Source organism: Prauserella flavalba (genome assembly GCF_003202235.1).
GTDB lineage: Bacteria > Actinomycetota > Actinomycetes > Mycobacteriales > Pseudonocardiaceae > Prauserella_A > Prauserella_A flavalba.
Genome location: NZ_MASU01000015.1, coordinates 153,089 through 172,122 on the forward strand (window position 1 = coordinate 153,089; position 19,034 = coordinate 172,122).

The 19,034-nt window shown below is 71.1% G+C and carries 18 protein-coding genes; 12 read left to right on the plus strand and 6 right to left on the minus strand.

Features of this window, described 5'->3' with window-relative positions:
- Window positions 1-146: 146 nt before the first annotated feature.
- From BA062_RS32885 to BA062_RS32925, 9 genes are all read left to right on the plus strand, one after another.
- Window positions 147-1,685, plus strand: a complete 1,539-nt coding sequence (locus BA062_RS32885) for an FAD-dependent monooxygenase (RefSeq protein WP_110343034.1) — start codon at window positions 147-149, stop codon at window positions 1,683-1,685.
- Entirely contained in the window at window positions 1,682-3,400 is a 1,719-nt protein-coding gene (locus tag BA062_RS32890) for a (2,3-dihydroxybenzoyl)adenylate synthase (RefSeq protein ID WP_110343035.1), read from the plus strand. The genes BA062_RS32885 and BA062_RS32890 overlap by 4 nt, the downstream gene beginning before the upstream one ends.
- Complete coding sequence (locus tag BA062_RS32895; protein WP_110343036.1) at window positions 3,397-4,155, plus strand: maleate cis-trans isomerase family protein; 759 nt, start codon at window positions 3,397-3,399, stop codon at window positions 4,153-4,155. The genes BA062_RS32890 and BA062_RS32895 overlap by 4 nt, the downstream gene beginning before the upstream one ends.
- A 36-nt stretch (window positions 4,156-4,191) precedes the next feature.
- Window positions 4,192-4,971: a TetR-type transcription factor C-terminal domain-containing protein gene (locus BA062_RS32900; protein WP_110343037.1), complete on the plus strand. Its 780-nt coding sequence runs from the start codon at window positions 4,192-4,194 to the stop codon at window positions 4,969-4,971.
- Window positions 4,972-5,131: 160 nt separating this feature from the next.
- Entirely contained in the window at window positions 5,132-5,782 is a 651-nt protein-coding gene (locus BA062_RS32905) for a VOC family protein (protein WP_110343038.1), read from the plus strand.
- On the plus strand, window positions 5,779-6,027 hold the full coding sequence (locus BA062_RS32910; RefSeq protein ID WP_110343039.1) for a hypothetical protein: 249 nt from the start codon (window positions 5,779-5,781) through the stop codon (window positions 6,025-6,027). The genes BA062_RS32905 and BA062_RS32910 overlap by 4 nt, the downstream gene beginning before the upstream one ends.
- Window positions 6,024-7,277 carry an alpha/beta fold hydrolase gene (locus BA062_RS32915; protein WP_110343040.1) on the plus strand — a complete coding sequence of 418 codons (1,254 nt, stop codon included), beginning with the start codon at window positions 6,024-6,026 and terminating at the stop codon, window positions 7,275-7,277. Before BA062_RS32910 ends, BA062_RS32915 begins: the two co-directional genes overlap by 4 nt.
- Window positions 7,278-7,419: 142 nt before the next feature.
- On the plus strand, window positions 7,420-8,715 hold the full coding sequence (locus BA062_RS32920) for an MFS transporter (protein WP_168214160.1): 1,296 nt from the start codon (window positions 7,420-7,422) through the stop codon (window positions 8,713-8,715).
- Window positions 8,712-9,428 carry an SDR family oxidoreductase gene (locus BA062_RS32925; RefSeq protein WP_110343042.1) on the plus strand — a complete coding sequence of 239 codons (717 nt, stop codon included), beginning with the start codon at window positions 8,712-8,714 and terminating at the stop codon, window positions 9,426-9,428. Before BA062_RS32920 ends, BA062_RS32925 begins: the two co-directional genes overlap by 4 nt.
- Before the next feature lie 264 nt (window positions 9,429-9,692).
- On the opposite strand, the gene BA062_RS32930 is transcribed toward BA062_RS32925, so the two are convergent.
- Window positions 9,693-10,493: a sulfite exporter TauE/SafE family protein gene (locus BA062_RS32930; RefSeq protein WP_110343043.1), complete on the minus strand. Its 801-nt coding sequence runs from the start codon at window positions 10,491-10,493 to the stop codon at window positions 9,693-9,695.
- 85 nt (window positions 10,494-10,578) lie between these two features.
- On the opposite strand from BA062_RS32930, the gene BA062_RS32935 reads away from it, so the two are divergent.
- Both BA062_RS32935 and BA062_RS32940 read left to right on the plus strand, forming a co-directional pair.
- Window positions 10,579-11,340 carry an AraC family transcriptional regulator gene (locus BA062_RS32935; RefSeq protein ID WP_110343044.1) on the plus strand — a complete coding sequence of 254 codons (762 nt, stop codon included), beginning with the start codon at window positions 10,579-10,581 and terminating at the stop codon, window positions 11,338-11,340.
- A 65-nt stretch (window positions 11,341-11,405) separates the two neighbouring features.
- Window positions 11,406-12,014 (plus strand): cysteine hydrolase family protein, encoded by a 609-nt coding sequence (locus BA062_RS32940; protein ID WP_110343045.1) that lies wholly within the window; start codon window positions 11,406-11,408, stop codon window positions 12,012-12,014.
- Window positions 12,015-12,080: 66 nt separating this feature from the next.
- Here the strand turns inward: BA062_RS32940 and BA062_RS32945 are convergent, their stop codons facing one another.
- Genes BA062_RS32945 through BA062_RS32960 form a run of 4 tightly spaced genes read right to left on the minus strand, consistent with a single transcriptional unit; the run spans window position 12,081 to window position 16,900 of the window.
- Window positions 12,081-13,367, minus strand: a complete 1,287-nt coding sequence (locus BA062_RS32945) for an SLC13 family permease (protein WP_110343046.1) — start codon at window positions 13,365-13,367, stop codon at window positions 12,081-12,083.
- A gap of 56 nt (window positions 13,368-13,423) precedes the next feature.
- A complete protein-coding gene (locus BA062_RS32950) occupies window positions 13,424-14,764 on the minus strand; it encodes an LLM class flavin-dependent oxidoreductase (protein ID WP_245960121.1) in 1,341 nt (446 codons plus the stop codon).
- Window positions 14,761-15,702, minus strand: coding sequence for an HpcH/HpaI aldolase/citrate lyase family protein (locus tag BA062_RS32955; protein WP_110343048.1), 942 nt, complete (start codon window positions 15,700-15,702; stop codon window positions 14,761-14,763). The genes BA062_RS32950 and BA062_RS32955 overlap by 4 nt, the downstream gene beginning before the upstream one ends.
- A 1-nt stretch (window position 15,703) precedes the next feature.
- On the minus strand, window positions 15,704-16,900 hold the full coding sequence (locus BA062_RS32960) for a CaiB/BaiF CoA transferase family protein (protein ID WP_110343049.1): 1,197 nt from the start codon (window positions 16,898-16,900) through the stop codon (window positions 15,704-15,706).
- A 294-nt stretch (window positions 16,901-17,194) separates the two neighbouring features.
- On the opposite strand from BA062_RS32960, the gene BA062_RS32965 reads away from it, so the two are divergent.
- Window positions 17,195-17,635: a flavin reductase family protein gene (locus BA062_RS32965; RefSeq protein ID WP_210407064.1), complete on the plus strand. Its 441-nt coding sequence runs from the start codon at window positions 17,195-17,197 to the stop codon at window positions 17,633-17,635.
- Here the strand turns inward: BA062_RS32965 and BA062_RS32970 are convergent.
- Window positions 17,605-18,672 carry a LacI family DNA-binding transcriptional regulator gene (locus tag BA062_RS32970; RefSeq protein WP_146240119.1) on the minus strand — a complete coding sequence of 356 codons (1,068 nt, stop codon included), beginning with the start codon at window positions 18,670-18,672 and terminating at the stop codon, window positions 17,605-17,607. The two genes, BA062_RS32965 and BA062_RS32970, sit on opposite strands and share 31 nt — an antisense overlap.
- Between the last annotated feature and the right edge of the window lie 362 nt (window positions 18,673-19,034).

The window sequence follows — 19,034 nt, forward strand, 5'->3', positions numbered from 1 at the left end:
CCAGGCTCCACGACTGGTTACGAATACGTAGACTATTAAACGCTCATGTCGGTAGTCAAGAGAGTCACCCTTGACTTGTCGTCGTTAGCGTCGAATACTCTACGTTCAAGTCAACGGGCGGATCCGCCGTCAACCTGGAGGTCGGGATGCAAATACGCCGCGCCGCGGTGCTCGGCGGGGGCCCGGGTGGCCTCTATGCCGCACGCCTGCTGAAGCTGGCGCAGCCGTCGTGCGACGTGGTGGTCCACGAGCAGGGTGACCCGGACACGACGTTCGGTTTCGGGGTCGGGCTGGCGGCCGGGACGCAACGCAAGCTCGAGGCCGCCGACGCGGACACGCTGCGCGACCTCGTGGCCGCGGGATGCCGGCACGACATGACCATGAGCGTGGGGAACCGGAGCGTCCGGGTCCGCAACGACCGGCTGATCGGGGTGGCCCGGACGGAACTGCTCGCCGTACTGCAACGGCACGCCGAGAAGGCCGGGGTGCGCATCGAGTACGGCACCCGGCGCGCGGCCGACGAGCTCGACGCCGACCTCGTGGTCGCCGCCGACGGGGTCAGCAGCGCCACCCGGAGCGCAGGCGACTTCGGCGAGCACATCGAAGTAGGGCGTGGGCTTTATCTGTGGTGTGGCGCGGGGTTCGCGTTGCCGGACGCGGTGTTCGCACCCGTGGAGACCGAGCACGGGGTCTTCGTGACCCACGCCTACCCGTACTCGGGCGGGCGCAGCACGTTCCTGATCGAAACGGACGAGGAGACGTGGCGACGCGCCGGGTTCGACGCATCCACTGACGCGACGCCGCCAGATGACTCCGACATCACCTCGCTGCGCTACCTGGAGACGGTGTTCGCGGAGCGGCTGCGGGGACATCCGCTGATCGGCAACCGGACTCGCTGGACCCGGTTCAGGACCGTGCGGTGCGAGCGCTGGTCCTCGGGACGGACCGTGCTGCTCGGCGACGCCGCGCACACCGCCCATTTCTCCGTCGGCTCGGGCACGAAGCTCGCGATGGAGGACGCCATCAGCCTGGTCGAAGCCCTGGCCGGGGAGCCGGACGCGAACGCCGCGTTCGCGCGGTACGAGGCGACCCGCCGCCCGGCCGTCGAACGGCTGCAGGAACTCGCCCGGCGGAGCCAGCTGTGGTGGGAGTCCTTCCCTTCCCGGCTCGACCTCCCCGTCGAGCGCCTGATGGTCGCCTACATGACCAGGGCGGGCAACGTCCCTCTCGCCCGCTTCGCCGCCACCAGCCCTGAGGTCGTCACCGCCGCGGCCGAGCAGTACGCGCACGCGACACCCCCGGGACGCGACCTCGTCGACTGGGTGCTGGAGCAGCCGTTGCGGCACGGGGACACGACGTTCCCCCGCCGGGTTCTCGCGAGCCGTCCCGACGGGCTCGCGATGCCGACGTTCACCGATGCCGTCTCCGACCCCTGGGGCGGGGCCGGAGACGCCGTCGTCGAGCGGGCTCGCCGGGCCCGGCAGGAGGGCGCGGACGGCTTCCGGTTCGCCGGCCCCGACGATCGCCCGGCCGTGCTGACCAGACTCGACCTGGCCGAACGGGTTCGTGCCGAAGTGGGCGGGCTTATCGTCGTGGAGGGCCCCGCAGAGCTGCGTGCCGACCTCGCCGCGGGCCTGGTCAGCGCGCGCTGTGACCTGGTCTCGTTCACCGAGGAGGAGGCATGAGGACAGGACGGTGGGGCGAACGGCTCGTCACCTATCCCGGCGAGATGGCGCGCCGGTACCGGGAAGCGGGCCTGTGGGGTACGCGCACGATCGCGCAGGAACTGCACGCCGTGGCGCTCGCCCACCCTGACCGCGACGCCGTCGTCGCGCTCGACGGGCGGCTGACCTTCCGCGAACTCGACGAGCGGACGGATCTCCTCGCGGCCGGTCTCGCCGGGCTCGGGCTGGTGCCCGGTGACCCGGTGCTGTTCCAGGTCACGAACCGGCTCGGGGCGATCCTCGCCTGGTACGGCGTGCTCAAGGCCGGTCTGGTGCCCGTGTGCACCCTGGCCGCCCATCGTGGCCACGAGATCGGCGAGATCAGCCGCAGGGTCGGCGCCGTCGCCCACCTGGTGGAGGCGGGCACGCGCGGCTTCGACCTGGTCGCCTTCGCCGTCGAACAGCGGCGGGACCACCCGACGCTGCGCCACGTGCTGGTGGTGGGCGGGACCGGGAACACCGCGGGCGTGCCGATCGAGTCGCTGGGCGCCGATCTGGAACCGCGAACCGCGCGCGAGACCGTCGAGGACATCCAGCGTGGCATCGATCCCGATGACGTCGCGGCCTTCCAGCTCTCCGGCGGCACCACCGGTGTGCCCAAGGTGATTCCGCGGCTGCACGCCGAGTACTGGTACAACGCGCTGGAGTACGCGCGGTCGTGGGGCTGGAGCCCGGACACCCGCGTGGCCCACCTGATTCCGATCATCCACAACGCGGGCATCGTGTGCGCTGTCCACGGTCCGCACAGTGTGGGAGCGTGCCTCGTCCTCGGGACCGCGGACCTCGACGCCTCGCTGCCCTTGCTGGCCACGGAGGGCGCCACACACGTGCTGCTCGGCCACGGGCACTTCAAGGCGGTCGGGGCTCCCGGTTTCCGTGAGGCCACCAGGTCGGCCAGGGAAGTGGTGCTGTCGGGAACGAAGGTGCCGGTCGCTCTCTTCGAGGAACTGGAGCGACTCGGGCTCTGGTCGGGACAGTTGTTCGGGATGGGGGAGGGGCTGTTCATCACCACCCGGCCGGGCTCCCCACGGGAGGCGCGCGCGACCACCGTCGGAACCCCACTGTCCCCAATGGACGAAGTTCGGATTCTGAGTCCTGGTACCGAGACCGAGGTCGCCGACGGGGAGATCGGGGAGCTCTGCTGCCGGGGTCCGTACACGCTGCGCGGGTACTTCGACGCCGCGCCGCACAACGCGACCGCGTTCACCTCCGACGGTTTCTACCGGACCGGCGACCTCGCCTCGATCCGGGAGATCGGCGGAGAGCGGTACATCACGATCGAGGGGCGGATCAAGGACCTCATCAACCGGGGCGGGGAGAAGATCAACGCCGAGGAGGTGGAGTCGCTGCTGCTCCGGCACCCTCGGATCACCGGAGCGGCCGTGGTCGCCATGCCCGACCCCCGGCTCGGCGAGCGCACCTGCGCCTACGTCGTCGTGCAGGGCGAACCGCTGAGCCTGCCGGAGATCCAGCAGCACTTCGCGGACCTCCAGGTGGCCAAGTTCAAATGGCCGGAACGCGTCGAGCACATCCCGGAGATCCCGCGCACCCTCGTCGGAAAGATGGACAAGAAGCGCCTGCACGCCGACATCACCAGGAAGGTCGACGCTGAACTCGCCGCGGGCGCTGATCCCGTCGGCACGGCGCCCGCGACAACCTCAGGACGAAACCTGTGACCACCCGCCGGATCGGGCTCGTCGTGCCCAGCTCCAACGTCACCGTCGAAACCGAGGTCCCCGCGTTGCTCGGTCGCCATGCCGAGGCACGGTTCTCCTTCCACTCCAGCCGGATGAGGATGCACCAGGTCTCCCCGGAGGAGCTGCGGGCGATGAACGCGCAGCGGGAGCGGTGCGTGAGCGAACTGGCCGACGCGGGTGTGGACGCCGTGCTGTACGCCTGCCTGGTGGCCCTCATGGCGCAGGGGCCGGGGGAACACCGGCGCACCGAGGCGGCGGTCACCGAGCAGCTCGCGGCAGGCGGGCAGCGGCCGGCGGTGCTCTCCAGTGCCGGGGCACTGGTCGAGGGTCTCGCCGCGCTCGGTGCTCGCCGCATCGCGCTGGTCACGCCCTATCTGCGCCCCCTCGCCGAGCAGGTGGTCGCCTATCTGGAGGCCGAGGGGCTCGAGGTACTCGACTGGGCCGCGCTCGAGGTGGGCGACAACGCCGAGGTCGGCTGCATTCCCGGCGACCGGGTCCTGGACGCCGCGCGCGCGTTGGATCTCTCCGGCGCCGATGCCCTCGTCATCTCAGCGTGCGTGCAGATGCCGTCGCTGGACCTGGTCGAACCGGCCGAGGCGGAGTTCGGGATCCCCGTCCTCTCCGCCGCCACGGCCGGTGCGTTCACCCTGCTGCGGCACCTCGGCCTGCCGACCGTGCTGCCCGGCGCGGGCACGCTGCTGGCGGCCCCGCAACCGGCTTCGGCGGCACGATGACACGGACGGCCGCCCTGTCTCCCCTAAGATGACGCCATGACCAGTAGCTCACGGCGGACGTCCGCGCGGAAGAAGGCCGAGGCGCCGGCCGCACGCGCGGACGGCAACGGTGAGCGCGGCGGCGAGAAGCCGGCGCGCGCCACCACCGCTCGCCGCGAGCTCGTCGAGAACGAGATGTACGAACAGGCCACCCGGCTCTTCGCCGAGCGCGGTTTCGCCGGAACCAGCCTGCAGGACATCGCCGACGCGATCGGCATCACCCGCCCGGCTCTGTACTACTACGTCAAAAGCAAGGACGAACTGCTCGCCAAGCTCGTCACGGAGGTCACCAACGGCCCGCTGGACGAGCTGAGGAAGCTGATCGCGGGAGGTGACCTCGACCCGGTGGCGCAGCTTCGCGCCATCGTGGAGATCATCGTGCGGCGCCGCGCGACGCAGCCCGCGAGGTTCCGGCTGCTCATCCGCTCGGAGGCCGAGTTGCCGGAGGAGCTGACTTCGGCCTACGACGACAGCCGCCGCGCCGTGCTCAAGACGATCGCCGAGGTCATCGAGGACGGCATCAGGGCGGGGCTGTTCCGGCCGGTCGACGCCCGGGTGGCCGCGCTGGGCGTGCTGGGCATGTGCAACTGGGTGGCGTGGTGGTTCCACCCCGACGGCCGCGACAACGCGGACGACGTGACCGAACAGCTCGCCGACATGGCGATCGCCGCACTGCGGCGAGCCGACCACCACACCCTCGACGGCGAGGGGCCGGAGGCCGCGCTGAAGATGCTGCGCCAGGACCTCGACCACCTCGAACGCATCCTCAAGAACTGACCCCCGACCGTCACAGCCGGGCCCGCACCGTTCGGGCCCGGCTTTTTTCGTCGGACCCGCCCACCGAATCGTCGCTCGCGTCAAACTGTTGACTCACTCGTAGACTGACGCGTACCGTTGGCGGAACAAGTCGCAAATCCTTGTCTGCAGGAGGTTGGCCATGACGGAGTTGGACCACCGGGTACAGGGGGTCGACCACGTCGCCTTCCCGACGTTCGACCCCGCCGCCACGGTGCGCTTCTACCGGGACGTGCTGGGCTTCCCGGTCGTGCACTCGATCTGCGCGGCGGGCTGGGGACCGGAGGACCACCCGGACTTCATCCACTTCTTCTTCGACATCGGCAACGGCGACCGGATCGCCTTCTTCTACTACTTCGGCACCGGCACGGAGATCGGCGGCGCACCCGGCGCGAAGGGCGACGTCTACGCCCGCTTCGGCGCGGAGGTACCGGAGTTCTTCGTGCGGTCGCGCCACCTCGCGATCCACGTCGACAGCGACGAGGACCTGCTGGAGTACCGGCGCCGCCTCGACGCCAGCGACTGGCCGGTGGAGATGCAGATCCAGCACGAGACCATCGAGTCGATCTACACCCACGACCCCAACGGCTACATGTTCGAGATCACGCGCGCGATGCGACCGGTGACGCCACAGGAGGACCTGGACGCGAACCTCACCATCGACGCACTGCTCGACGTCGTGAGCGAGCCCGAGCCGACGTTCGGCAAGCTGCTGGCCCGGAAGGCGGAGCTGATCGTGGAGCGGGCCGCCGACTGGGAGCTGACCCGCAGCGAGCAGGAGGCGGGGCGGTGACCACCCTCTACGTTCTCGACGTTCCGGAGAACACCCCGCTGGCCAAGGTCGCCGGCGAGGACCCCGAGGTGACCGTCGGCCGCGTCGGCCCCTACTTCGAGATCAGCGCGGCCGGCCCCATCGTGATCGACCGCCGCGCCACCGGCTGCCGCCACGCCGTCTGGTACTCCGCCGTCGGCGGGGTCGCCCGCGACAGCCACATCACCCAGCACGACAAGGACGCACTGCGGGTGGAACCGGCGTGACCGGCAACGACTCGACGGCCCGGCTCGGTGCGGACCGCTACCTCGCAGAGGGGGAACGGCCCGCCTCGACAGTCACCACGGTGCACGAGCTGACCACCGCGGACGGCGCCACCGTGCGCGGAATTCTCGCGACGGTACCGGGCGCGCGCACCGTCGTCTGTCTCATGCATCCGCGGCAGGACGTCACGCACCACCCACTCGTGCCGCTATTGCTGCGAGCCGGAACCGCGGTGTGGACCCAGCACACCCGCTCCGTCAACAACGACCTCACCCTGGTTCACGAGCAGGCGCTGCACGACGTCGCCGCGGGCCTGGTCTTCCTGCGGGAACGCGGATTCGACTCGATCGTCCTACTCGGACACTCCGGCGGCGGCACTCTCTACGCCTTCTACCTCGAACAGGCGGCACGCGAACCGGGCGCGCGCATCGTCACCACTCCCGGCGGCCGCCCCACCAGGCTCGCCGACGCGGACATGCCGCTCGCCGACGGCGCCGTCTTTCTCGCCCCGCACCCCGGGCAGGGCCAGCTCCTGCTGGCCTGCATCGACCCCTCGGTCGCCGACGAGTCCGACCCGCTCTCCGTCGTGGCAGAGCTGGATCCGTTCAACCCCGCCAACGGATTCGCCGAGCCACCGGCCAGCTCGTCCTACAGCGAGGAGTTCCTCCCGCGGTACCGAGCGGCCCAGCGCGACCGCGTCGCCCGCATCGACGCGGTCGCCCGCGGGCACCTCGCCCGCACCGCCGAGGCACGCGCGGCGTTCAAGGCAGGCGGCCGGGCCGAGGACCGCCGCCGGTCGCTCGCGCCACGGATCATCACCGTGTACCGCACCGACGCCGACCCCCGCACCGTCGACCTTTCGCTCGACCCGAGCGAACGCCCGTACGGATCCCTGTTCGGCAAGCGCCCCGATCTCATCAACTACGGCCAGGTGGGCTTCGGCAGGCTGACGACTCCGGAAGCGTGGCTGTCGACGTGGTCGGGACTGTCCTCCAACGCCGACTTCGTCCGCTGCGCTCCCGGCGTCACCGTTCCCACCCTGTTCCTCGAACTGACCGGTGACCAGGCGGCTTTCCCCGCCGACTCCCGCCGGATGATCGGCGCGCTCGGTGCCGACGACCTCACCACCACCGCCGTGCGCGGGCTGCACTTCGGCGGCGCCATCGCCGAGGGACAGCCCACCGGCAACGAACTGGCCGCCGCCGAGATCGCGGGCTGGCTGGCAGAGCGTTACGAGCTCGCGCGGCCCTGAACCCGTTGCGCGGCAACGCCCGGCCGACCTCGCTCCGCGAGGACGTCCGGGCCGGAAAAGATCCCTTCAGGACCGTTCGAAAGGCAACGTCGCCATGTTCGTGTCCCCGCCCCCGTCCGGAATCGCCCGCACACCACGGAGCGTGCTCCTGCTGTGCCTCGCCTGCATGACCCTCGAAGGCTATGACGTCATCGCCTATGGTGCGGCCCTGCCCTTCATGCTCGCCGACGGTTCCTGGCAGCTCACCGTCGCGCAGGCGAGTCTGCTCGGCACTCTCACCCCGATCGGAATGCTCGCCGGTGCGATCCTCGTCGGACTGCTGACCGACCTCGTCGGCCGCCGCAGGCTCATCATCGCCAGTGTCACGGTGTTCTCGGCGGCGATGCTGCTGTGTGCTCTCGCGCCCGGTGTCCCGCTGTTCGCGCTGGGGAGGATCCTCGTGGGGCTCGGCGTCGGCGGCGTGCTGCCCTCCATCGCGGCACTGGTCTACGAGTTCTCCCCGCCGCGGCGGCGCAACCTCAACACGGCGCTGGCGTTCGCCGGCGTCGGCACCGGAGGCGCGCTGGCCGCGGTGGTCGCCGCCGTCGTCGTTCCCGCGGCCGGTTTCCGGGCCGAGTACCTGATCGGCGGGCTCGCCGCACTGGTCGTGCTACCCCTCGCGGTGCGCTACCTGCCCGAGTCGCTGGTCTTCCTGCACGCCACCGGCCGCCACGACGCCCTTCGCCGCTGGACCACGCGGCTGCGGCTCGATGCGGGCGTGGTGGCCCCGGCGAAGGCCTCGGACGAACCCGCCACGGGGGCCGGGCGGCTCTCCGTGCTCTTCTCCCGCGACCACGCCGTGGCCACCGTGCTGTTCTGCCTGACGACGTTCGCGTCGCTGCTGGTCCTGTTCGGGCTGTACACGTGGCTTCCGCAACTCATGCGGTCCGCCGGCTACGAGCTCGGATCCGCGCTGACGTTCCTCATCGTGCTCAACCTCGGCACCGCGGTGGGGCCGCTGTTCGTGGGACGTCTCGCCGATCGCATCGGGTCGCAGCGCGCCATCGCAGGCTCGTTCCTGCTCGCCGTTGCGGGGATCGTCGTCCTCAGCTCTCCACTGCCGATCGTGCTCCTGTACGCCGCGGTCGTGCTGGCCGGCGTCGGGACCGTGGGAACCCAGATCCTGATCAACGTGTTCGTCGCGAGCCGGTATCCGGTCCACGTGCGAGCCACCGCGATCGGCACGGCCCTCTCGGTGGGGCGCCTCGGGGGCATCCTCGGTCCGCTCTACGGCGGCATGCTGCTCTCCGCCCAGTTGCCCACCGCCTGGCTGTTCTACGCGTTCGCCGCCCCGGCGCTGCTCGGAGCCGTGCTCGTGACGCTCGTGCCCCGGGCGCGGCGCGCTCGAACCGCCAACGAGGCCGCCCCGCCGAACTCACCGGAGGTGACCGCGCCGTGACCGGCGACTCTCGAGCAGCCCTCGTCACCGGTGCCAGCAGCGGGATTGGTCTCGCCGTCGCCACCGCACTCGCCGAACTCGGCTACGACCTCACCCTCGTGGCACGCGACCCCGACCGGATCGCCGTCGCCCGCGACACGCTCGGCACGCACCGAACCCACGCCGCTCCCGCGGACCTCGCCGAGGACGGCGCGGCGCACGCCGTCCTCGAGGCTCACCTCGAACGCCACGGCAGGCTCGACGTCCTCGTGCACAGCGCGGGCGTGGGCCTCTTCGGTGCGGTCGGCGAGCAGACCGGGCGGCAGCTCGACCTGCAGATCGACCTCAACGTCCGTGCGCTCACCCGGTTGGTCTCGCCCGCCGTGCCGCACCTCGAGAAGGCGGGGCGGGAACACGGGAAGGCCCTCGTGGCCGTGATCTCCTCCCTGGTCGGCGTGGAGCCGCAGCCGGGCGTGGTGCCCTACGGCATGACCAAGGCGGCCCAGCGCGCCTTCTGTGCCGGCGCCCATCGCGAGTGCGCCCAGCACGGCGTCCAGTTCACCGCCATCTGTCCCGCCCTCGTCGACACTCCGGGTGCGTCCTGGGCGGAGTCCGACGGCAAACTCCCCGCGGAGGACGTCGCCGAGACCGTGCGATTCCTGCTCCGTACTTCGGCCGCCTGCTTCGTTCCCGAGATCCAGCTCCACGGGGCGGGTCCGCTGCGGCTGGAGTGAACCCGTGCCGCCGCCGCGGCCGACTCGGCCAGCCCTCCGTGATCGTGTTTCCCGCCAGGATGCGGTTCAGCTGTCGGCAAACCCGGTGTGCCAAGTGGCGAAAGCCGCCCGGATCGGTTCCCGATGGGCGGCGGCCGCGGCTGCCGCTCGACAGGCGCGCGACAGCGCTCACCACGGCCGGATTCCGGGCCGCGCCGTGTGCTGCCGCATGTTCGTCGTCTCCGCTCCTGGCGACTTCCGGGGCGGAAATTGGCGCAATCGCATTCACACCGTGGTCACGACCATCGCGACGGCGACGAGCGCGAGCAGACCCACGTAGGTCCACGCGTACCCGTGGTCGGGAAGCCGTGGCGGGCGTCGGCGCAGGGCCACGATCACCGGCAGGGCACCGGTGAGCAGGGCCGCGGCGGCGCCGACGTCGACCGCGCCGACAAGCGCGACGCCTCCTGCACCGCCGATCGCGGTGTGCTGCGCGAGAAACACCGCCAGCGCCGGGGTGGCGATCGCGAGTGTGAGTGGGTTGGCGAGCGACGTCGCGACCCGCATCGGATGACCGGCGCGGCGCAGCAGCGGGACGGTCAGCACGCTGCCGCCGACGCCGAGGAACGACGCCACCGCACCGATCGGCAGACCCGCGCCGGTCGTGACCGTCGCCCGGCCCGGTGCCGCCCCGGCGGCGGCCGGGCGCAGGAACCCCGGCCGGGCGAGAACGTCGACGATCGTGCCCGTGACGTAGCCGACGAAGCCCCAGGTGATCAGCGCCGACGGCGCGAAGTGCGCGGCGACGGCGCCCGCCGCCCCGCCGAGGGCGAGCAGCCCGACGAGCCCGGCCCTTCCCCGCAGCAGGCCGAGCACGCCCCGGTCGGTCGCGGCGGTGGCGACCAGCGCGTTGACGACCATGACCACGCTCGACGTGGCGACGGCGACGTGCGCGGCGTCGGCACCGAGCGCCGTGTCCACCCCGACGATCACGGGCACCGTCACGAACCCGCCGCCGAAGCCGAACAGGACGGTCGTCGTTCCGGTGAGGATCCCGACGCCGAACAGCAGGAGAGCCACGTCCACGGGGGTCCATTCCAGCCGGTCCGGCGCTGGCCGACAATCGATGATCCGCCACGTTCTTTCGAGACCCGGCCAGTATGCTCGCCGGGTGCGGAACGTGCCCTACGAGCGTTACGACCGGGTGCCGCGTGACGTGCTGCCCATCGGCACCGACTACGAGCCCGGGCACGTGCTGGAGTGGCACACCCACCGCAGGGCGCAGTTCCTCTACAGCGCCACAGGGAGCATGATCGCCGAAACCGACGATGGCACGTGGACGGTCCCGAGTGAGCGCGCCGTGCTGATCCCCGCCGGAACCCGGCACCGCATCCGGATGCTGGAGGCGAGCACGCGCAGCCTCTACCTCGAGCCCGCCGCGGTGCCGTGGTGGCCAGCGGTGTGCACGGTCGTCGAGGTCACGCCGCTGTTGCGCGAACTGCTGCTGGTGGCCGTCGACTTCGGACCGAACTACGATCTCGCCGGTCGCGAGGGCGCGATCGCGAGCCTGCTGCTGTTCGAGATCGCGGCCCTGACTCCGCTGCCTTTGCACGTCGGGCTGCCCTCGGAGCCGGAACTCGCCGCGCTGTGCCGGGACTACCTCGCGCACCCGGAGCCGGGCGTCACCAACGCGGACTGGGCCCGGCGGCTGGCGCTGAGCGAACGCGGGCTCGTGCGCCGCTTCCGTGCCGAGCTCGGCACGAGCCCCTCGGCCTGGCGCGTCCGTGCCCGGCTCATCGCGGCCGTGCCGCTGCTGCGCGAGCACGCGATCGCCCGCGTCGCCGGGGACCTCGGCTACGCCTCCCCGGCCGCGTTCACCGCGGCGTTCACCCGGACCTTCGGCGTGCCGCCCTCGGCGCTGCGCGGACCGTGAGCGGGTACGGGCCGGGACCGGCACCGTGGTGGACGCCCGCGCGTTTTCTGGTGCAGTGTGGGGGAATGACGAGCACTTCAGGGCGCGCTGCCGTGCTGGCCCTGCATTGGCAGGTGAACGTGATCAAGCCGGAGGGTTTCTTCGGAGGCATGCTGAGTGAACCGGTGGCCCGCAGCGGCGTGGTCGAGCGGGCGGCTGCCTTTCACCGGGCGGCCGAGGTGCCGGTCTTCTTCACGCGGTTCACGATCCCCGAGGGCGAGGGCGGGCTGGTGCGCAACACCGGCTTCATGCGCGCGGTCGGTGAGGCGCAGGAGGCGTTCCGGCCGGACGCGCCGGGCTCGCAGCTCGTTCCCGAGCTGGCCGACGGCGCGCGGACCGTCGACAACCAGAAGCTGTCCGGTCTGGCCGGCAACGAGCTCGCCGCCCTGCTGACCGGGCGCGGCATCGACACGCTGTTCGTCACCGGCGTCGCCACCAACCTCACGGTCGAGCAGACGGCACGCCACGGCACCGATCTCGGGTTCACCGTGCACGTGGTCAGCGACTGCGTGGCCGCGGCCGACGAGACGGTGCACGCGGCCTCGCTGGCGAACCTCGACCTCACCACCGCCGGGTGCCTCACCGCCGACGAGGCGCTGGCGCGGCTGCGGGCCGGGGCCGGTTCCGCGGCGTGAGACGGCCGGCCCGCCGCTCCGATCGGGAATGGCGGGCCGGTTCCGCGCGTGCCGGTTGGGCGGGGCTCATCCCGACGACGGGAGGATGATCGTCAGCCACAGCAGGGCGGGCGCGAGCAGCACCACGATCCCGCCGTACACGAGCTGCGTGCGGTACACGCGGTCACGTGCGTCCTCCGTCGCGTTGGCGATCACGGCGGCTCCGTTGCCGGAGAAGGGGCTCACGTCGACGATCGTCGCCGAGATCGCGATCACCGCCACCACCGCGAGCACCGACATGGTCGAGTTCTGCAGCAACGGCACCGCGAGCGGGGTAAGCGCCGCGATGGTGCCCGCCGAGCTGGCGAACGCCGACACGATGCCTGCCACGTAACCGAGCAGCAGCACCGTGAGCATCGGCGCGCCCACGCCGAGCGCGACGTCGCCCAGCAGCTCGATCGCCCCGATCTCCTGCATGACCCCGATGTAGGTGATCGTGCCGGTGACCAGCAGCACCACCGACCACGGGATCTTGCGCACGGCCTCGGCGTGGTGCTGGTGCTTGTACAGGCCGAGCAGCGTGGCGAGCGTGATCGCCAGCAGTCCCACGTCCAGTTCCAGCACCGCGCCGACGAACAGCCCGGCGATCGCCAGCGTCGTGAGCGCGATGTCCAGGGTGAGCACGGGCGCCGCGGTCCGCGTCCTCGTCAGCACCCCGCCGCCGGAGCCGTCGGGTTCGGCGGACTCGGTCGGCTCGTCGGGCTCGGTTCCGGTGCGGCCGAGCCGCAACCCGCCGTAGGCCACGAAGACGATCATCGCCGGGATGACGCTCGCGACGAAGGCGAGAGCGAACAGTCCCCACGGATCGCTCGGCAGGCCGCTCTGGTCGAGCACGCCCGCGACGGTGACGCCGTAGACGCTGATCGGCGACAGCGACCCGGCGGCCGCGCCGTGCACGACCAGGATGCCCATCATCGGCTGGGGGATGCGGTTCCTCGCGGCGAAGGCCAGCGCGATCGGCGCGACGATCGGTGGGGAGAACACCGCGCCGATCGCCGACAGCAGCGCGGTCACCCCGAACATGATCCACGGGATGAACACAGTGCGGCCGCGGACCATGCGCACCGCGCTGGCGATCAGCCAGTCGACCGTGCCGTTGGCGTTGGCCACGTTGAACAGGTAGGTGACGCCCACCAGAATCAGCATCAGCTCCACCGGGAACCCGGCGAGCGCATCCTCAGTGGACAGTCCTGCGGCGAGGATGCCCACGGCGAACGTGGCACCCAGGGCGATGACGCCGAGGTTGAGGGGACGGGTCGTGCCGAGAACGAAGGCGACGACGAGGACGACGAGCGAGACGATCTGCAGTGTCATGGGCCGGAAACCACCTTGTGCTCCAGTGCTGAACGACGTTGTTCAGTCCGGCCGCGTCAGCGGACGGTGCCGGGGCGCTTGATGCCCAGCTGATCGCGCAGGGTCGGGCCCTCGTACTCCCGCCGGAACAGGCCGCGCTCCTGCAGGATCGGCACCACCATGCGCACGAACTCCTCGAACGCGCCGGGCAGGTGCGTCGCCGCGAGCACGAACCCGTCACAGGCGCCGCTTTCGAACCACTCCTGCATCTGGTCGGCGACGCGTTCGGGGGTGCCGACGAACCGGGGACCCTGCAGCAGGGTCGCCCGGTGCGCGGCGAGGTCGCGCACGGTCAGGTCATCGCGGTTGAGGTGCCGCTTGACCCCTTCGGCGAGCCCGCGGATCCCCGAGCTGGCCTCGGTCATCTCGGCGGTGACCGGGTCGTCGAGGTCGTGCTTGCCGAAGTCGTAGTTCATCACCTCGGACAGCAGCGCCAGCGAGGCGGCCGGATGCACGTAGGCGTCGAGGAACAGCCGCTCCTTCTCCTCCGCGATCGACTGGGTCTCACCGACCACCGCGTAGGCCATCGGCAGGATCTTGACGTCGTCGGGGTCGCGCCCGAAGTCGGCGACGCGCTGCTTCTGGTCGCCGTAGTGCTGCTGCGCCACGGAAAGGCCGGGGTCGGCGGTGAAGACGAGGTCGGCCCATTCGGCGGCGAACTCGCGGCCGCGGCCGGACGAGCCCGCCTGCAGGATCGTCGGCCGCCCCTGCGGCGTGCGCGGCACGGTCAGCGGACCCCGCACCCTGAACCACTTGCCCTCGAAGTTGATCTCGCGCACCTTGGCCGGGTCGGCGAACTCGCCGGACTCCTGGTCCATGATCAGCGCGTCGTCGTCCCACGAGTCCCACAGGGCGGTGGTGGCTTCGAGGAACTCCTGGGCCCGGTCGTAGCGCTCGTCGTGTCCGAAGTGGGTGTCGCGGCCGAAGTTCTGCCCTTCCGAGTCGTTCACCGAGGTGACGACGTTCCACGCCGCCCTGCCGCCGGAGAGGTGGTCGAGCGTGGCGAACGTCCGCGCGACGTGGAACGGCTCGTAGTAGGTCGTCGAGTAGGTGGCGCCGACCCCGATCCGGCTGGTGGCGCCGATGATCCCGCCGAGCACCGCGGTGAGGTCGAGCTTGATGGGCCGCGCGCCGCGCCGCACCGCCTCAGCCACGGAGTCGCCGTAGATCCCGGGCATCGCGAGCCGGTCGTCGAAGAAGACGAGGTCGAACTTGCCCTGCTCCAGCGTCCGCGCGATGCGCTGGTAGTAGTCCATCGTGAGGAACGAGAGGTCGGCGGAGGGGTAGCGCCACGATCCGGAGTAGACGGTGACGTTGCCGGCCTGCATGAAGCCGACGAGGGTCATCTGACGGGTCATGGGTGTGTCCTTTCGGTGTGCTGTCCGTTGATGCCAAGCAGGGCGGCCTTGCGGGCGACCGTCTCGGCGTGGCGAAGGTGGGCGGCGTCGACGAGCATCCCGTCGAGGCCCGTGGCGCCGCGTCCGCCCGCTTCGCTCTCGCGATAGGCGGCGACCACCTTCTCGGCGTGAGCGATCTCGTTGGGTGTCGGTGCGAAACAGTCGTTGGCGATCTCGACCTGGCTGGGGTGGATGGCCCATTTCCCGACGTAGCCGAGGACGCTCGCGCGCTCGCAGGCGACGCGGTAGTCCTCCGGCGCGCGGTAGTTCGGGAACGGTGCGTCGATCGCGTCGATCCCGGCGGCGCGCGCGGCGACCACCACCCGGGAGCGGGCGTAGTGCCACAGGTCGCCCGGGTAGGGCAGGACGGGATCGAAGTTGGTGTCCACGCGGGCGCCCTGCGAGGCCGAGAAGTCCCCGGCGCCGAAGATGATCGCCTCGAGCCGGTCGCTGGAGCGCGCGATCTCGTCGACGTACTGCAGGCCCTCGACCTCCTCGATGAGCACCTCCAGCCCGATCCGCCTCTCCAGCTCGAGCCGCTGTTCCAGCTGTGTCAGGAGAACGTCGACCCACCACACGTCGCGTGCGCGGCGGACCTTCGGCACGATGATCACGTCGAGCGCCTCGCGCGCACCGGTCACCACCTCGATCACGTCGCCGTGCGCCCACCACGTGTCGATCGCGTTCATCCGGATCGCGCGGGTGGTGCGGCCCCAGTCCAGTTCGCGCAGCGCGGTGACCGCCTTGCCTCGTGCCGCTTCGCGCTCGGCGGGCGCGCACGCGTCCTCCAGGTCGAGGAACACGAGGTCGGCACCCGACCTTGCGGCCTTCTCGAACATCCAGTCGTTGCTGGCGGGCGTCGCGAGCTCGGAACGGCGGGCCCTGACGGGACGGGACATCTCAGATCACCCCCTCGGCGCGCAGCCGCCGGAGCCGGTCCTCGCTCAGGCCGAGCAGTTCGCCGTAGACCTCGTCGTTGTGCTCGCCGACCGCGGCGCCGAGATGCTCGACGCGACCCGGCGTCGCCGACATGCGGGGGACCGGACCCTGGACCCGCATCGAGCCCAGGTCGGGATCGGGAACGTCCACATAGGTCTCCCGGGCCCGCAGCTGCGGATCGGCGAGCAGCTGTTCGGCGTCGTACACGGGCGCGGCGGCGACCTCGGCCCGCTCGAACACCGCCATCGCGTCCTCCAGTGTGCGCTCGGCGATCCACTCGGCCATGAGCCGGTCGATCTCCGCGGCGTTGCGAAGCCGTTGCTGTGCCTCGGCGAAGCGGGGGTCCTCGGTGAGCTCGGGACGGCCGATGGCCCGCAGCGCGCGCTTCGCGATCGTCGGCGCGCTGCCCGACATCGCGAGCCAGCGCCCGTCCTTGGTGCGGTAGGTGTTGCGTGGCGCGCTGATCTCCCACCGGTTGCCGGTACGGCCGGGGATGGTGCCCAGCTGGTCGTAGGTCAGCACGGGCTGCTCGATGAGCCGCGCGAGCGGTTCGATGAGGTTGACGTCGATCAGCTGCCCGCCGCCGCCGTGCACGTCCCGGTGGTAGAGCGCCATCATCACCGCGTACGTCGCGTTGAGCGCCGCCACGCCGTCGGCGAGCATGAACGAGGGCAGCGTCGGCGGACCGTCCGGCTCGCCGGTGAGGTGCGCGAACCCGCTCATGGCCTCGCCGAGCGTGCCGAAGCCGGGCCGGTCGCTCTTCGGCCCGCCCGCGCCGAAGCCGGTGACGTGCACCAGGACCAGGCCCGGGTTCTCGGCCGCGAGGCTCTCGTAGTCGAACTTCCACTTCGCCAGCGTCGAGGGCCGGAAGTTGACCACGAGCACGTCGGCTCCTCGGGCGAGCTCGCGCAGCAGCTCCCGCCCCGCCTCCTGCCGTAGGTCGAGGGTCACCGACTTCTTGTTGCGGCCCAGGCTTTTCCACATCAGGCCGACGCCGTCTCGTTGCGCGCCCCATTGGCGCAGCGGATCGCCGCCGCCGGGTTGCTCGACCTTGATCACCTCGGCGCCGAACTCGCCGAGCCAGGTCGCCACCAGCGGCCCGGCCGCGAGGGTCGCCGCGTCGACGACCCGGATACCGGACAGTGCTCGTGCGGACATCGATGTCCCTTCTCAGGCTGCTGTGTAATCCTTTACATCAAGAATGTAATCGATTACATCGGCTTCGTTCCTCAGCGAACCCGACGAGGTGCCCCACTGTCAAGCCCCTTGACGGCGCCGGTGGCCGTCGTGTTCCATCGAGCAGAGCCGTGGATGTAATCGATTACATCGCGTTGCTGAAACACCTTACCTCGAAAGACCACAAAGGACGGACAAGCCGACGAAGGGACGTACGCCATGAGCGTGGACGCGAGTCCGGGACGACGTGAGCCTGCCCGGTTGTTCAGGGAGGCCATGGCGAGCTTCCCGAGCGGGGTCACCATCGTGACCACCGCCGACGGCGACGGCCGGTGGTGGGGCTTCACGGCGACGTCCTTCTGCTCGGTGTCGATGGACCCGCCGCTCGTGCTCGTGTGCCTCTCCCGGTCGGCGCGGTGCCATCCCGTCTTCGAGTGCGCCACGCACTGGCTGGTGCACGTGATCGATCCCGCCGACGCCGGCCTCGCGCTGCGCTTCGCGAGCAAGGGCGCGGACAAGTTCGCCGACGCCGGGTTCACCGTGGACGACCGTGGGCTGCCCGCGCTCGACCGGGCCTGCGTCCGGCTGGACTGCACGACGCACGCACGTCACCCGGGCGGCGACCACACGATCCTGGTCGGCGAGGTCGAGCGCGCGCACCTGCGCCCGGCCACCCCCGCCGTCTACTACCGGCGGGACTTCCGGTCGCTCGCGTGAGCCCTCTTCGGTGGAGGCCCGGTCGATCCGGCGAGGTGCAGCTGGGCCGTGACGAACTGCGGCTCGGGTTCGCCGCCACGGGCGGGCCCGCTGTCGAGCACGGTGTTGAGGAGGCGGGCGGCGCGCAGGGCGAGGTCCTGGTAGTCGACGGTGATCCGCGTGAGTGGGGGATCGCTCAACGCGAACCAGCTCGGATGCCCGTAGACCACCAGTGACAGCTCGTCGGGCAGCCGGCGTCCGCTCTCGTGCACGGCCTGTGCCGCGCCGATCGAGAGCGCGCCGCCGCCGACGATCAGCGCCGTGGGCGGGCGCGAGCCGTCGAGCAGGTCCCGCACGCCACGCTTGCCGTTGTCCGTCGTCGGTTCCAGCAGCCGCATCGCGACCGCTCCGCGGTCCAGGCCGGCGAGCTCCAGCCCGCGGTGCAGGCCGCGCAGCCGGGCGGCGCCGTTCGACAGCGCCTCCGGCGTGCCGAGGTAGCCGATCCTGGTGTGGCCGAGCGCCGCGAGGTGCAGCACGGCCTCGGACATCGCCTGCTCGTCCTCGCTGAACACACCGGGGGCGGCGATCCCGCACGCGCGGTGGAACTCCACGACGGGCAGGTTCGACAGCAGCTGTTTGCTCGCCTCCAGGATGTGGGTGCTCGGCGAGATGATCAGCCCGGCGACCCGGCTGGCGACCAGGTCCTTGAGCTGGTGCAGCTCCCGCTCCGGGTCGTTCTCCGTGATCGTGAGGATCAGCTGCGTGCCGTCGGCGGACAGCAGCCGCGCGCATTCGGCGGCGACCGACGAGTAGGCGGGTGTGTCGACGTAGGGGATGACGAAGCCGACGAACGCTCGGCTCACGTTCGCGCTGAGCGCCCTCGCCATCCGGTTCGCCACGTAGCCGCGCGCCTCGGCGTGCTCCCGGATCCGCTGCGCGAGCTCGGGCCGCACGGCGGGACTGCCGTTGAGCGCCCTCGACACCGTCGCGGTCGACACGTCCAGCTCGGCGGCGAGGTCGGCGACGCTGACCTTCGTGACCCGTCCGCGCGTGCCCACCACGACCTCCAGGGAAAATGTAACGTCTTACATCGCACCCTAGGTTCGGCCTGGCCGTGGACGCAACACTCATGATCGCCGACCGGAAGGCCGACTTCATCATGCGGGGCGGCGAGAGCATCCGCGCGCTGGAGGTCGAGGAGGTACTGCCGAGTGGTCCGTGAGCGTCGAGGCGCCGGTGCGGTGGCCGCACTCGCCGCGCCGGTGTCCACGCGGGAACACGGCGTGCTGGACGGCTACCGGACGTCGTGCGGGGCACGCTCGAGCTGCTGGCGCGGCACCGGGTGCCGGTGACCGACGCCGAGCGCAGGACGTGCTGGCTGCTGCTCGACGCACTGGACCTGCCCAGGGAACCGCTGCCC